This window comes from Brevibacillus sp. LEMMJ03 (assembly GCF_007197875.1).
Taxonomy (GTDB): domain Bacteria; phylum Bacillota; class Bacilli; order Brevibacillales; family Brevibacillaceae; genus Brevibacillus; species Brevibacillus thermoruber.
The window spans coordinates 419,618-433,522 of record NZ_VKJN01000001.1; the positions used below are offsets into that span (position 1 = coordinate 419,618).

A 13,905-nucleotide genomic window follows, 5' to 3' on the forward strand; every position below is an offset into this window, starting at 1 on the left:
TGCTGAAGGTGTACCGGCTCTGTCAGTGGGGACGGCTGTCTTCCAGTCACTCGTGAATGGGCTGCTTGTTTTCGTCCAGCGTAAACCCTTCGCCGAGCACCTCGTGCACGTCATTGACAATCACGAACGCATGGGGATCGATCTCCTGCACGATGCTTTTGTAACGCATCACTTCGTTGCGGCTGACCACGACGTACACGACCTGTTTCTCCTCGCCGGAAAACGCTCCTTTGCCCGCCAGCAGTGTGACGCCGCGACCCAGTTCCAGAATCTGTTTGGCGATCGCGTCGGCGTGATCGGAGATGATGGTGAGCGCCTTTCCGGCGTAGGCGCCGTCCTGAAAAAAGTCAATGACGCGGGCGGCGATGAAGACGGCCACCAGGGTGTACATCGCGCTTTCGAGATTCAAATAGATCAGCGACGCGCCGATCACCAGCATGTCGCCGAAAAACAGTGTGCGGCCCATGCTGATGCCCATGTATTTTTGCAGCACGCGGGCGATGATGTCGACACCACCCGTGGTGCCCCCGTAGCGGAAAATGATCCCGAGGCCCACCCCGATCGCCACGCCGGCGTACAGCGAGGCGAGCAGCCGGTCGTGCATCGGCAGGGGCAGCACGCCCTCAAACAGGGAGAGAAAGACGGAGAGGGCGACCGTGCCGAGAATGGTGTAGGCAAACGCGGTGCGTCCCAGCACTTTCCACCCGAGCACGAACAGCGGCACGTTCAGGACGAAAAAGACGATCCCCTGGTCGACGCTCGGGATCATCAGCTTGATCAGAATACTGATGCCGGTAATGCCGCCCTCGGCCAGGTTGTTCGGAATGTTGAAGGCGTTGATGCCGAATCCCATGATGGCGGATCCGACGATGATGGCGATGATGCTCTTGAGGCGCAGTTTCATAAGCGTTCTCCCTTCTTGCCGGTGATCCTGCGTCCGAAGGCTTCCTTCCGAGGGAAGCCGGAGGCAGCAGGCCCTCTGTGGGATTCCTCTCGGCGGCAGACACTCGCGCAGTTGGGTGCGGCCGACGCCGTGCGGACCTGCCTGCTTGCCGCATCCGTGCGGACGGATGAAGGCTTGTTGGTAGGTACGACTGCCATTATAATGGAATGTTGATTTGATTGTCCATATCCTGCCAGCCTGCGTATTGAGATTTGGCAAACGCAGGCTTTTCAGGTACGATAAAGTCACGAATATTTTCTGGCAGACAAAGGAGTGACCCGATGAATCAGCGGAAGACCTTGCAGGATATCCAACAGGAAGTGGACCAATACATATCACAATTCAAGGAAGGGTATTTCTCCCCGCTGGCCATGATGGCCCGGATGACGGAAGAGGTGGGCGAACTGGCGCGGGAGATCAACCACTACTACGGCGAAAAACCAAAGAAAAAAGACGAAGCGGAGAAAACCATCGACGAAGAGTTGGGCGACGTCTTTTTCATTGTGCTGTGCTTCGCCAATTCGCTCGGCATTGATTTGCAAGAGGCGTTTGATCGTATTATGCACAAATTCAACACACGCGATAAGGATCGCTGGACGAGAGTAGAGGAGACGAACTAGAGATGGACAAACAGATTCGCGTAGCAGTAGCGGGAGCCCACGGGCGGATGGGCCAGGAAGTCGTCAGAATGCTGGGACAAGATGCGGAGTTGGTGTACACAGGGGCACTGGACACGCGGGGGGACGATGAGGCGGTCCGCCGACAGTTGGACGAGATGCGTCCCGACGTGCTGGTTGACTTTACGACGCCGCACAGCGTCTACCGCCACCTTGAACTGTGTCTTCGCCACGGCATTCGGCCGGTGGTGGGGACGACCGGACTGACGCCGGAGCAGCTGCAGGAGCTGACGGCGCGGTACCGGGAGGCGGGTCTCGGCGGCATCATCGCGCCCAACTTCGCGATCGGGGCCATTCTGCTGATGAAATTTGCCGCCATGGCGGCGAAATACATGCCGCATGTGGAGATCATCGAGCTGCACCACGACCGGAAGCTGGACGCGCCCAGCGGAACGGCGCTGAAAACGGCGGAGATGATCGCGGCCGTTCGCGAGGAGATCAAACAGGGCCACCCGGAAGAGACGGAAAGCATCCCGGGGGCGCGCGGCGCGGAGTACCACGGATTCCGGATTCACAGCGTGCGGCTGCCGGGACTGGTGGCTCACCAGGAAGTGCTGTTCGGGGCAACGGGCCAGACGCTCTCCATCCGTCACGACTCGATCAACCGCGAGTCGTTCATGCCGGGAGTAAACATGGCGATTAAGGCTGTGATGAACCTGGGCGAACTGATCTATGGACTGGAGCACCTGATTGATTAGGCACGGGCACACCGTTGTGCAACGCTACTTACACCGAGGGAGAGGTTTGCGTGAAAATTGCTTTGATCGCACACGACCGAAAAAAGGAAGAAATCGTTCAATTGGCGATGGCCTACGAGTCCATCCTGCGCGAGCATGAATTGTACGCCACGGGGACGACCGGACTCAGGATCATGGAAGCGACATCCCTACAGGTCACGCGGTTTCTCTCCGGCCCCCTGGGAGGAGATCAGCAAATCGGGGCGATGATCGCCCGCAACGAGATGGATCTGATCATCTTCTTGCGCGATCCCCTGACGGCGCAGCCGCATGAACCGGATATCATCGCGCTGCTTCGCCTGTGCGACGTGCACAAGATTCCGTTTGCCACCAACATGGGAACGGCGGAAGTGCTGCTGAAGGCGCTGGAGCGGGGCGAGCTGCGCTGGCGCGAGGTCGTGCGCAAGGAGGAGCAGGCATGAGCGAGTTGGACATCCTCGCCATCGGAGCGCACCCCGACGACGTGGAGATCGGGGCGGCCGGCAGTCTGCTGCTGGCAGTGAAACAGGGCAAACGCGTCGGCATCCTCGACCTGACCTACGCCGAACTTTCGTCCAACGGCACCGTGGAGCGCCGGCAGGCGGAGGCGGCGGAGGCTGACAAGCGGCTGGGGATTGCGGTCCGCTATAATTTCGGCTTGCCGGACCGCGGCCTGGAACGGGTGCGCGATGAGGCGATCAGCCGGGTCGTCGACCTGATTCGGCAGACGCGGCCGCGCGTGGTGCTGGCGCCTTACTGGCAGGACCGTCACCCGGATCACGAGAGCGTCAGCCGGATCGTCCGGGAAGCTGTCTTTTCCGCCGGAATTCGTCTGTTTACCGCGGAACGATCCCTGCCCGCCTACCGCCCCAGCCAATTGCTGTACTATTTTATCAACACGACGGCGACGCCAAATGTGGTCGTGGACGTCACGCCGGTGTACGCGCAAAAAATGGAGGTGCTGCGGTCGTACCGCAGCCAGTTTGAAAAAGAAGAAGGCAGCGTCTCTACGCCGCTCAACAACGGGTATCTGGAACTGGTGGAGTACAGGGAGCGCTTGTTCGGGCAGCAGGCGGGCGTCATGTATGCGGAGGGGTTTGTCAGCGCTGCACCTTACGTGCTGACAAGCTTGTAGGAAGGAGAGGACACCCGGATGAAGATTGGCATCACCTGCTACCCGTCGTTGGGCGGGTCGGGAGTCGTTGCCACGGAATTGGGCAAACTGCTGGCGGAGCGGGGCCATCAGGTTCACTTCATCACGTCCAGCATGCCCTTCCGCCTGGGAACGTTTCATCCCAACATTTTTTACCATGAAGTGGAAGTCAATCATTACGACGTGTTCAAATACCCTCCGTACGATTTGACGCTGGCCAATCGGATGGCGCAGGTGGCGCAGAACGAAAAGCTGGACCTGCTGCACGTCCATTACGCCGTTCCCCACGCACTGTGCGCCTATCTGGCCAAACAGATGGTCGGCGAACGGCTCAAGATCGTCACCACCCTGCACGGAACGGACATTACCGTACTGGGATACGACTCCAGCCTGAGCGGCATGATCCGCTTCGGGATCGAACAAAGCGACCTGGTCACCGCCGTGTCCAAGGATTTGATCCGGCAGACGCGGGAACTGCTGCACGTCGACAAGGAGATCGTCCCGGTCTACAACTTCGTGGACAAGCGGCGCTACTACCCCAAAGAGGTGGGCGAGTGGAAGCGCGTCTTCGCACCGAACGGGGAAAAAATCCTGATGCACATCTCCAATTTCCGTCCGGTCAAGCGGGTGCCGGACGTGATCGAGATTTTCCGGCTGGTGCGGGAGCAGCTTCCGGTCAAGCTGATGCTGATCGGCGAGGGGCCCGACCTCGGTTCGGTCCGCAACATGGTGGCCGAGCTGGGGCTGGAAAGCGACACCCATTTTCTCGGCAAACAGGAGGATGTGGCCGAGGTAATCTCCATGGCCGACGTCATGCTGCTGCCGTCGGAAAAGGAGAGCTTCGGGCTGGTGGCGCTGGAGGCCATGGCCTGCGGCGTGCCGGTCGTGACGACCAATGCGGGCGGACTGCCGGAAGTGGTGCCGGACGGTGAGTGCGGCTTTCTCCTGCCGGTCGGGGACGTCGCCGGCATGGCGGAACGGACCGTGCGCCTGCTGACCGACCCGGACCTTTACCGGCGTCTGTCCCGCAACAGCATCCAGCGGTCGAGTGAAACCTTCTGCCACGAGAAGATCACGTCCCAGTACGAATTGCTGTATCGCGAGCTGCTCGGCCCCGGATCGTTGTGACGGTCACGGACGGTGCAGGCTGCTTTTGGCCAACTGAAACAGCTTGGAAACCATGATGAACAGGCCATACACGATTTTCACACAAACGCCTCCTTTGCTGGGCGGACGGAAAACGGGGTGAAGGAGTTGCTCAAGGAACTGGCGGTTCGCATCCTGCGCACGCTGGAGGACAACGGCTATGAAGCCTATTTCGTCGGCGGGTGCGTCCGCGATTGGCTGCTCGGCAGAACCGTGCACGATATAGATATATGTACGAATGCCCATCCCGGCGACGTCATGCGGCTGTTTCCCGACCACGTCCCCACCGGCCTGCAGCACGGGACCGTCTCCGTCAGGCTGGACGGGCAGATGTTCGAAGTGACCACGTACCGGGTGGAAGGTACGTACGAGGACTACCGCCGGCCGAAAGAGGTCCGCTTCGTCTCCGACCTGCACCTCGACCTGGAGCGGCGGGACTTTACCATCAACGCGATGGCGATGGACCGGTTCGACCGTTTGCGCGATCCGTTCGGCGGGCGGGACGACCTGCGGGATCGGCTGATCCGGGCGGTGGGGACGGCGGAGCGGCGCTTTCGCGAGGATGCCCTGCGGCTGTTGAGAGCGGTGCGGTTTGCCGCGCAGCTTGACTTTTCCATCGAGCCGGTTACCCTGGCGGCGATGGAGCAAACGGCACCGCTCTTGTCGCATATCGCCGCGGAACGGATTCGGGAAGAACTGCACAAGATCGTCGACAGCGCGGCGCCGCAAAAGGGGATCGGCCTGATCGTGCAGACGGGCTTGGCCGGTTTTTCTCCTCTGCTGGATCGCCTGTTCCGGACGTCGCACGAGCAGGCGTGGCGGCTGGTGCACCTGGGCACGCTGAACCAAAAGTGGGCCCTGCTCATGTATGCCGCCCGGTTTGACCCGCAGGAGGCGCGCACACTCTGTCTGCAGCTTCGGATGTCCAAGCGGGAAGCCGAAGCGATCGCCCAATTCGTCGGGCTTCTGGCGGCGCTGCGGCCGGATTGGGATGAGCCGCGCGATGTGGAGTGGGGACGACTTTTGCTGCAGGCGGGTTGGCCGGTCTGCATGGAAACGGACAACCTGCTGCAGGCGTGCTGGTGGAAGCGGAAGGACCGCCGTTCCTCGCGGTCGCTGATCGCCGCCTACGAGTCGATGCCGGTCAAGTCGCTGCGCGAATTGGCCGTCACCGGTCGCGATCTGCAGGCGGCCCTGGAGCGAAAACCGGGGGAATGGATTCAGCGCTTGCTCATGCACCTGCTGGAGCAGACGGCGCTGCACGGGCTGCCCAACACCCCGGAGGCGCTGGTGGAAGAGGCAAGGAGAGAGGTAGCGCGTCATGAACATTAAGCAGGAAATACTGAAGGCGTTCCACGCCAATCCCGGCCGGTTCATCTCCGGCGAGGAACTGAGCCAGACCTGCGGCTGCTCGCGGACGGCGGTGTGGAAGCACATCGAGGAACTGCGTCAGGAAGGGTATGAGGTGGAAGCGGTCCGCAAGGCGGGATACCGGCTGCTGGCCGCTCCCGACCGCCTGTCCGCCGAAGCGATCATCGCCGGCCTGGACACGAAGCGGATCGGCCAGCACGTGCAGGCGTACGACACCGTCGTCTCCACCCAGCCGCTGGCGCATGAAGCGGCTGCCAAAGGGGCGCCGGAAGGGACCCTGGTGATCGCGGAGCAGCAGACCGGCGGCAAAGGGCGCCTGGGACGTGCCTGGCATTCGCCCAAGGGCACGGGCATCTGGATGAGCCTGATCGTCCGTCCCGTGATCCCGCTCCCGAAAACGCCGCAGATGACGCTGCTGACAGCCGTCGCGGTGGCGAAGACGATGCAGAAGGAGACGGGAGTGGCGGTCAAGATCAAATGGCCCAACGACATTTTTGTCGGCGACAGAAAGGTGTGCGGCGTGCTGACGGAGCTGAACGCCGAAGCGGACCGCGTCAACTACCTCGTCATCGGCATCGGGATCAACGCCAACGCCGTCGCGGCCGATTTTCCCGAAGAGCTCAGGGCCATTGCCACTTCGCTGCGGATCGAGAGCGGAACGACTGTCAACCGGGTGCGGTTCATCCAGCGGTTTTGCCGCATCTTTGAAGCGGAGTACGACCACTATCTGCAGCACGGCTTCGACCGGATCAAGACGGAGTGGGAAGCCTGCTCCTACACGATCGGCCGGTGGGTGACCGTCAAAACCATCCATTCCACGCTGGAAGGACGGGCTGTCGGTCTGGACGAGGAAGGCGTCCTGATCGTCGAGGACGCCGCGGGTGCACGGCATAAAGTGTATTCCGCCGACGTCAATTATGGTGCAAACGAATAAGTCTTCTGGTATACTCCTAAGGTGGAGGCCGTATCGTCCGGCGAACGGCACTCCAAACCGGGAGTATTTTTTATCAAGCATCAACACATCGTAATGGACAACAATCTGCTCAGAGCCTGTGTGGACCGAGACAGAAGGAATCCAGCGACCATGGACAAATGTTTGCATGGACACCCTTCTCCCTTTTTCGGCGAGAGGGTTTTTTATTTCCGGATGGGTCCACGGGGTGGGGCGCACAAAGAGGTGGGAGAGATGACAAACAACCTGGCGCCGGTCACCACGTCCGATTTGCGTAAAAAAAAGCGTGACGGCCAACCGATCGCCATGGTCACCGCGTACGACTTTCCTTCCGCCAAGCTGGTGGAAGAAGCGGGAGCGGACATGATCCTGGTGGGAGATTCGCTCGGGATGGTGGTACTGGGGTACGATTCGACGATCCCGGTCACGATGGACGACATGCTGCACCATACCAAAGCCGTGACCAGGGCGGTCAAGCGGGCCTTTGTGGTCAGCGACATGCCGTTTCTCAGCTACCACGGGACGGTGGAGGAAGCGGTCAAGAACGCGGGCCGTCTCCTGCAGGAGGGGCTGGCCAAAGCGGTAAAAATGGAGGGAGGCCGGGAACTCGCGCCGATCGTCACGCGCTGTGTGCAGGCCGGCATTCCGGTGATGGGGCACATCGGCCTGACGCCGCAGGCCGTTCACCAACTGGGCGGCTACAAGGTGCAGGGGCGTGATCTGGCACAGGCCCGCCGCCTGCTGGAAGATGCGATGGCGCTGGAGGAAGCGGGCGTGTTCGCGCTGGTGCTGGAATGTGTGCCGCAGGAAGTGGCTGCCGTCATTGCGGACAAGCTGGAGATTCCGGTCATCGGCATCGGAGCCGGCCCCTCCTGTGACGGCCAGGTGCTGGTGCTGCACGATCTGGTTGGGTACGGGTCGTCGGATTGGAAGCCCAAATTTGCCAAGCGCTACGCCGACACAGGGATCGTCATTCGCGAAGCGGTGGCGGCGTACGTCTCCGAGGTGAAGGACCGCCGTTTTCCGGCTCCGGAACACGTCTTTCACGCGGCGGAGGAAACGGTGAAACAGCTCTACGGAGAAGGAGGGGGCCGGCGATGATCGAGCGCATGCTGCAGGTACCCACGATTGCCGAACTTCGCCGCCATGTCGGCGAAGCGCGCCGGCAGGGGAAACGGATCGGCTTCGTGCCCACCATGGGCTATCTCCATGACGGCCACCTCAGCCTGGTCAAGAAGGCTCGGGAGACGTGCGATTTTGTCGTGATGAGCATTTTCGTCAACCCGCTGCAATTCGGGCCCAACGAGGATTTTGAGCGCTATCCGCGCGATATTGAACGGGACCGCGAACTGGCCCGGTCCGCCGGAGTCGATCTCTTGTTCACCCCGAGTGTGGAGGAAATGTATCCGCGCCAGGTGCTGACGACCGTCTCCGTGGCTCAGGTGTCCGAGCCGCTGTGCGGTCAATCCCGGCCGGGTCACTTCGACGGCGTGGCGACCGTCGTGCTGAAGCTGTTTCACATCGTCCAGCCGGACGCCGCCTTTTTTGGACAGAAGGACGCCCAGCAGCTTGCCGTCATCAGCCAAATGGTGGAAGATCTGTCCGTTCCGGTGGAGATCGTGCCCTGCCCGATCGTGCGCGAACCGGATGGCCTGGCGATGAGCTCGCGCAACGTCTATCTCAACCCGGAGGAACGGCGGCAGGCCACCGTCCTTTACCGCAGCCTCAAACAGGCGGAAGCGTGGCTCAAAGAGGGGGTCCCGCTTGACGAGATCAAGGAGCGCATGGCGGCGATGATCACGGCGGAGCCGCTGGCCGAGATCGATTACGTCGAGGTGCTCACGTACCCGCGGCTGACGCCAGTTGATACGGCCAGCCCCGGCCAGCGGCTTATTTTCGCCCTGGCGGTGCGGTTCGGCCGCACTCGCCTGATCGACAACATGATGGTTACCGTATAGCTAACACGACTGAAAAGGGGAGGAGACCGCCGTGTTTCGCACGATGATGAAAGCAAAAATCCACCGCGCCACCGTCACGGAAGCCAACCTGAACTACGTCGGCAGCATCACCATCGACAAGGAGATTCTCGATGCGCTGGACATCCTGCCGAACGAAAAGGTGCAAATCGTCAACAACAACAACGGCGCGCGTCTGGAAACCTACGTGATCGAAGGAGAGCCGGGCAGCGGGGTCATCTGCATGAACGGAGCCGCCGCCCGCCTGGTGCAGCCGGGCGACATCGTCATCATCATTTCGTACGCGATGATGACGGACGAAGAGGCTCGCACCCACAAACCGCGCGTCGCCATTATGGACGAGAACAACAAGATTGCCCAACTGCTGGCGGAGGAAGTGCACGCGACCGTCTATTGACGCGAGCGGCGGGCCTGCATAGAGCCACCTGCCTTGTGAGACAATGAGACTACTCACGCCTCAAGGGGGGTGGCTTTTTTATGAAGCTGGAAGAATGGTTCTCCGCGCTGCGTTCCAAAGCGGAGACGATCGAACGGAAGTGGCCGACGGCGTCGGAGGACGAAAAGCTCCTGCTCGCCGATCAATTGTTTGAACTGCGCCAGGTGAGTGATCGGGTGGTCGATCTGTGGCTGCAGTTTGAGGAAAAGCTGTCCCTCGCGATTCGCCGCATCAAGCAGTTGGAGGGAGAGTACCCGCCTGCCGATGAAAGTCAGCCAGGGACAGCCGCACCGACGAAGGCAAAAGCGGGCGCCGACGCATCGCCGGGCGGACATCATGACCATGGCGGGGACGCGGCCGCAGCCAACCTGGGCGCATTCCTGGCGGAAGCGGCCGGCCGTCCCTTCGAGCACATGTACCGCAAAGGTGAAGGGTTTTATCAGCTACGCCTCTATCAGGACGCCCGGCAGTGCTTTGCCGAACTGGTCAAGGAATCGCCGGACTGGGAGAGCGGCCGGCTCTACTACGCCTACAGCCTGTTGTTTTCCGAGGCGAGGGAGGAAGCGCTCCGGGAGTTCCGCCTGCTCAGCCGCTCGGCCCAATCGCCGGTGGTGGCGGCGATCAGCTACAACGCGATCGGCTGCATGCTGGCGGAAGAACGGCAGTGGCTGGAGGCGGCACAGGCCTTCAAGGCGGCGCTCGAACACCATCCGGGACAGCGGGAGGCCCGGTTCAACCTGGCGCTCTGCTACCTGCAGGACGGCGATGTGCAGGAGGCGCTGGAGACGGTTGAATCGCTGCTGCATGAAGGGGACTCCGACTGGGAAGCGCAGATGCTCTGGCTGAGAGCGGCCCGCATCCTGCAGGCGCGTGACGAGACGGCGGACCCGCAGCCTCCGGACTCGCTGAAACTGCCGACGCGCAAGCTGGACAGCGAGACGCTGCGGGAGATGGCCAGCCTTTACGAATCGTTGGGCAACTATCACCGCGCCCAGGTCTGCTACCACTTTTTGGCGGAGCGGTTTCCCCGCGAAGGGTGGGCGTGGCACGGACTGGCCTGGAACACCTGGCTGATCGCCGGCACGCGGCGGGCGCTGACCCTGATGAAAAAGGCGATCAGCCTCGCGCCGGACAATCCCGACTTTGCCTTCAGCTACGGCTGGATGCTGCTGTTTGACGGCAGGGTGGACGACGCGCTGGCATCGTTTCGCTCTATCCTGAGCAAGCAGCGGGATCACCGGCTGGCCCAGTCCGGGCTGATCACCGCTTACGAGCGGCTGGGGGACATGCCGACGGCCAAACGTTTGGCCGCGCCGTTTACCGAGGACGGGGATCCGTATATTCGTTCGCTCGGGTATTACCATCTCGGCCGGATTGCCGTTGCGGAGGAGAACTGGCGGCTGGCGGAGCAATATTTTCGGCGGGTGCTTCCCCACAGCGACCACTTTCAGGAGATCCCGCTCTACCTGCAGTTGTGCGCCGCCAAGCTGGGGGGACCGACGGCCGCAAGCGAACTTTTGCAGCCGGAAACGGCGCCCGGAGCAGGAAAATTCCCGGACGCTGCCGAATGCTAGGGAAGCGGACGCCCTACTGTCCGCGCACGTACGAGGTGACAAGAGGTTGAATCGATTTATCGTCGTAGACTTTGAGACAACGGGAAGCCACCCGCGGCAGGGGGACAGCATCATCCAGATCGGCGCCGTCGCCATCGACGACGGGCAGATTACGGAGAGCTATTCCACCCTGATCAACCCCGGGCAACCGATCCCGCCGTTTATTACGCAGTTGACCGGCATCACGGACGACATGGTGGCCGATGCCCCCACGCTGGAGGAAGCGCTTCCCAGGTTCCTCCGCATGCTGGACGGGCGGGCCTTTGTGGCTCACAATGCCGCATTTGACCTGCAGTTTCTGCAAGAAGCCCTGCTGAGCCAGGGCTATTATACGTTTGACGGATATGTGCTGGACACGGTGGAACTGTCCCGCTTTTTGATGCCGATGCAAAACAGCTACCGCCTGGGTGAACTGGCCGACGACCTGCAGATCGAACACGACCGTCCGCATCAGGCGGACAGCGACGCGATGGTGACGGCCCGCCTGTTTTTGCATCTGTTGGACATCCTGCGCCAACTGCCGCTGGTGACGGTGCAGCGGCTGCAGATGCTCGTCTCGTCGTTTCGCACTGACATCGACGTCCTGCTGCGCCACATCGAGATGGAAAAGCTGGCGGAGGTGCCGCTTTTGGACGAATCCGGTACCAAGACGGACGAGTCGGAGCTGTGGGACGTGTACCGTCAGCTTGCCCTGCGCAAGCGGGAAGGACGCGCCAAGACGCCGCTGGAACGCGCTGAGCCGCTGACAAAACCGTTTGCCGAGATGCTGGAGCAGATGCTTGACGAAAAGGCGGCGCTGGGGCGCAGCCTGCCCGGCTATCAGCGGCGGGAAGCGCAGGAAGCGATGATGCGCGCGATCCATGACGCGATGAGCGACGGCGCGCATCTGCTCGTGGAAGCGGGGACGGGGACCGGCAAATCGCTCGCCTACCTGCTGCCCAGCATCGTGTGGGCCAAACAGCACCGTGAGCCGGTGGTGATCAGCACGCACACCATTCACCTGCAGGAGCAGTTGTTTCACAAGGACATCCCCGCTCTCAAGCAGTCGCTGCCGTTTGACTTTACCGCCGCCACGCTGAAGGGGCGGGGCAATTATCTCTGCCTGCGCAAGTTTGAACAAAGCCTGGAGGAGCCCGTGGAGGGAAACAGTCAGGAACTCCGCCTGGTCAAAGGGCAGATGCTCACCTGGCTGACCCAGACGGAAACAGGCGACGTGGAGGAGTTGAGCCTGCCCGCTGCCGGACAGTTGTACTGGCAGCAGGTGAAAAGCGACGCCGCCTCCTGCCTGCACCGCAACTGCCCCTGGTTCAGCCGCTGCTACTATTTCCAGGCCCGGGAGCGGGCGCGGGACGCGGACATCCTGATCGTCAACCACGCGCTCTTGATCAGCGATTTGCAGGCGGAGAACCGGATTCTGCCGCCGTATGAGACGGCGGTCATCGACGAGGCCCACCATCTGGAAGAGATCGCCACCGCCCATCTCGGCAAGCAGTTGTCCACTGCCGGAATGATGTTTTTGCTGGATCGGGCGGCGGCGGAAGAAGGGAGCGTTGTGCGGCGCTTCGCCGCCGAGCTGCAGGATTGGCAGGCGGAGGATGGCGGCAGGGTCGCGGAGACCTTGGCGGAGATGGACAAGCTGTTCCCCGCGCTGCGCGAAAAGGCGCTGCAGATGACGCAGCTTCTGTACCAGTGGGCGGCGGACCGGGGAGAGGAGACGACCGACACCGGGCGGGAAACGGTGCGGTACCGCAAGGAGTCGTTTTCCGGCCGGCACGAACGGATTCGCAGGGCGGCGCGCCGGGTGATCGAAGCGCTCACCGCGTACGCGGCGTCCATGGACCGCCTGCTGCAGTGCATCCCCGCCGACGAAAAACCGCCGTACGAGCTGCGCAGCCTGCGGACGGATGTGTCCGGCCTGGTGGACGAACTTCAGGAAACGGCCGAACTGCTTCACTTCTTTTTGCTGGAACCGGACGCGGAGTACGTCTGCTGGATGGAAGTGGAGGCCCGCACCCCCCGCAAGCACGTCTATCTGCACGCCGCGCCGCTGAAGGTCGCCGATGCGCTCGCCCATCCGCTGTTCACAGCAAAGCGCAGCCTGATTCTCACCTCGGCCACCTTGACGGTCAAGAACAGCTTTGCTTACATGATTGAGCGGTTTGGCCTGGATCGGATGCCGGAGGAACGGGTGCGTACCCTGGCCCTGCCCTCCCCGTTTGCCTACGAGGAACAGGGACTGCTGTTCATCCCTTCCGACTTTCCCGCCCCGGGAAAAGAAAGCGACGAACACTACCTGGAAGCGGTCGTGCAGGGCTGCCTGGACGTGATCCGCGCCGCCGGCGGCCGGACGCTGATCCTGTTTACGTCTCACTCGATGCTCCGCCAGGTGTACCAGTTGATGAAGGAGCAGTTGGCTGACGAGCCGTACACCCTGCTCGGCCACGGCATCGACAGCAGCAACCGCAGCAAGCTGGTCCGGCTGTTCCAACGGCTGGAACACGGTGTGCTGCTGGGGACCAGCAGTTTTTGGGAGGGCGTGGACATCCCCGGCGAAGCGCTGAGCTGCCTGGTCATCGTGCGGCTTCCCTTTACGCCGCCCAATCACCCCGTCTACCAGGGGAGAGCGGAGCAGTTGAAAGCGGACGGGAAAAACGCCTTCATGTCGCTGGCCCTGCCGCAAGCGGTGATCCAGTTCAAGCAGGGCGTCGGCCGGCTGATCCGGCATCATTTGGACCGCGGCGTCGTGGTCGTGTTTGACGGACGCATCGTCGAGTCCCGCTACGGCCGGGCGTTTTTGCAATCCCTGCCGCCGTTTCAGGTGCAGACGGGCACCTGGCCGGAGCTCCGCGAGCGGATCGGTCCGTTTCTGGCCCAAGAGACCGGCACGGAGCTGTAAGCGTTGAACGGCCGGCTGCATGCAAT

Annotated in this window: 13 protein-coding genes; 12 read left to right on the forward strand and 1 reads right to left on the reverse strand. The window is 61.9% G+C overall.

Annotated features, from left to right (window positions below; all coding sequences use genetic code 11):
- Window positions 1-46: 46 nt before the first annotated feature.
- A complete protein-coding gene (locus tag FOI68_RS02090; RefSeq protein ID WP_029099632.1) occupies window positions 47-904 on the reverse strand; it encodes a YitT family protein in 858 nt (285 codons plus the stop codon).
- Window positions 905-1,224: 320 nt separating this feature from the next.
- Here FOI68_RS02090 and FOI68_RS02095 point away from each other — a divergent pair, with 320 nt between their 5' ends.
- The 12 genes from FOI68_RS02095 to dinG all read left to right on the forward strand — a co-directional run bounded on the left by FOI68_RS02095 (window position 1,225) and on the right by dinG (window position 13,879).
- Window positions 1,225-1,563, forward strand: a complete 339-nt coding sequence (locus FOI68_RS02095) for a nucleotide pyrophosphohydrolase (protein WP_143862172.1) — start codon at window positions 1,225-1,227, stop codon at window positions 1,561-1,563.
- Window positions 1,564-1,565: 2 nt separating this feature from the next.
- On the forward strand, window positions 1,566-2,318 hold the full coding sequence (dapB, locus tag FOI68_RS02100; protein WP_143862173.1) for a 4-hydroxy-tetrahydrodipicolinate reductase: 753 nt from the start codon (window positions 1,566-1,568) through the stop codon (window positions 2,316-2,318).
- Window positions 2,319-2,368: 50 nt separating this feature from the next.
- Window positions 2,369-2,779 carry a methylglyoxal synthase gene (locus FOI68_RS02105; RefSeq protein ID WP_029099635.1) on the forward strand — a complete coding sequence of 137 codons (411 nt, stop codon included), beginning with the start codon at window positions 2,369-2,371 and terminating at the stop codon, window positions 2,777-2,779.
- Window positions 2,776-3,471 carry a bacillithiol biosynthesis deacetylase BshB1 gene (bshB1, locus tag FOI68_RS02110; RefSeq protein WP_029099636.1) on the forward strand — a complete coding sequence of 232 codons (696 nt, stop codon included), beginning with the start codon at window positions 2,776-2,778 and terminating at the stop codon, window positions 3,469-3,471. Before FOI68_RS02105 ends, bshB1 begins: the two co-directional genes overlap by 4 nt.
- Window positions 3,472-3,489: 18 nt before the next feature.
- Window positions 3,490-4,617 (forward strand): N-acetyl-alpha-D-glucosaminyl L-malate synthase BshA, encoded by a 1,128-nt coding sequence (gene bshA / locus FOI68_RS02115; protein WP_143862174.1) that lies wholly within the window; start codon window positions 3,490-3,492, stop codon window positions 4,615-4,617.
- 126 nt (window positions 4,618-4,743) lie between these two features.
- Window positions 4,744-5,967, forward strand: coding sequence for a CCA tRNA nucleotidyltransferase (locus FOI68_RS02120; protein ID WP_029099638.1), 1,224 nt, complete (start codon window positions 4,744-4,746; stop codon window positions 5,965-5,967).
- On the forward strand, window positions 5,957-6,940 hold the full coding sequence (locus FOI68_RS02125) for a biotin--[acetyl-CoA-carboxylase] ligase (protein WP_143862175.1): 984 nt from the start codon (window positions 5,957-5,959) through the stop codon (window positions 6,938-6,940). Before FOI68_RS02120 ends, FOI68_RS02125 begins: the two co-directional genes overlap by 11 nt.
- Before the next feature lie 252 nt (window positions 6,941-7,192).
- The gene (gene panB, locus FOI68_RS02130; protein WP_143862176.1) at window positions 7,193-8,059 is read left to right on the forward strand and encodes a 3-methyl-2-oxobutanoate hydroxymethyltransferase; all 867 of its coding nucleotides are present in this window, start codon (window positions 7,193-7,195) and stop codon (window positions 8,057-8,059) included.
- A gap of 8 nt (window positions 8,060-8,067) precedes the next feature.
- A complete protein-coding gene (gene panC, locus FOI68_RS02135; protein ID WP_044898526.1) occupies window positions 8,068-8,916 on the forward strand; it encodes a pantoate--beta-alanine ligase in 849 nt (282 codons plus the stop codon).
- Window positions 8,917-8,947: 31 nt separating this feature from the next.
- On the forward strand, window positions 8,948-9,331 hold the full coding sequence (panD, locus tag FOI68_RS02140; RefSeq protein ID WP_143862177.1) for an aspartate 1-decarboxylase: 384 nt from the start codon (window positions 8,948-8,950) through the stop codon (window positions 9,329-9,331).
- A gap of 80 nt (window positions 9,332-9,411) precedes the next feature.
- Window positions 9,412-10,944, forward strand: coding sequence for a tetratricopeptide repeat protein (locus FOI68_RS02145; RefSeq protein ID WP_143862178.1), 1,533 nt, complete (start codon window positions 9,412-9,414; stop codon window positions 10,942-10,944).
- A 46-nt stretch (window positions 10,945-10,990) separates the two neighbouring features.
- Entirely contained in the window at window positions 10,991-13,879 is a 2,889-nt protein-coding gene (gene dinG, locus FOI68_RS02150) for an ATP-dependent DNA helicase DinG (protein WP_143862179.1), read from the forward strand.
- The last annotated feature ends 26 nt before the right edge of the window (window positions 13,880-13,905 follow it).

What these genes read in the sequence shown, in the direction of transcription:
- FOI68_RS02095 (WP_143862172.1), top strand. Translation starts at nt 1,225, where the DNA reads ATGAATCAGCGGAAGACCTTGCAGGATATCCAACAGGAAGTGGACCAA.
- panB (WP_143862176.1), top strand. Translation starts at nt 7,193, where the DNA reads ATGACAAACAACCTGGCGCCGGTCACCACGTCCGATTTGCGTAAAAAA.
- FOI68_RS02090 (WP_029099632.1), bottom strand. Translation starts at nt 904, where the DNA reads ATGAAACTGCGCCTCAAGAGCATCATCGCCATCATCGTCGGATCCGCC.
- FOI68_RS02125 (WP_143862175.1), top strand. Translation starts at nt 5,957, where the DNA reads ATGAACATTAAGCAGGAAATACTGAAGGCGTTCCACGCCAATCCCGGC.
- panC (WP_044898526.1), top strand. Translation starts at nt 8,068, where the DNA reads ATGCTGCAGGTACCCACGATTGCCGAACTTCGCCGCCATGTCGGCGAA.
- bshB1 (WP_029099636.1), top strand. Translation starts at nt 2,776, where the DNA reads ATGAGCGAGTTGGACATCCTCGCCATCGGAGCGCACCCCGACGACGTG.
- bshA (WP_143862174.1), top strand. Translation starts at nt 3,490, where the DNA reads ATGAAGATTGGCATCACCTGCTACCCGTCGTTGGGCGGGTCGGGAGTC.
- FOI68_RS02145 (WP_143862178.1), top strand. Translation starts at nt 9,412, where the DNA reads ATGAAGCTGGAAGAATGGTTCTCCGCGCTGCGTTCCAAAGCGGAGACG.
- dapB (WP_143862173.1), top strand. Translation starts at nt 1,566, where the DNA reads ATGGACAAACAGATTCGCGTAGCAGTAGCGGGAGCCCACGGGCGGATG.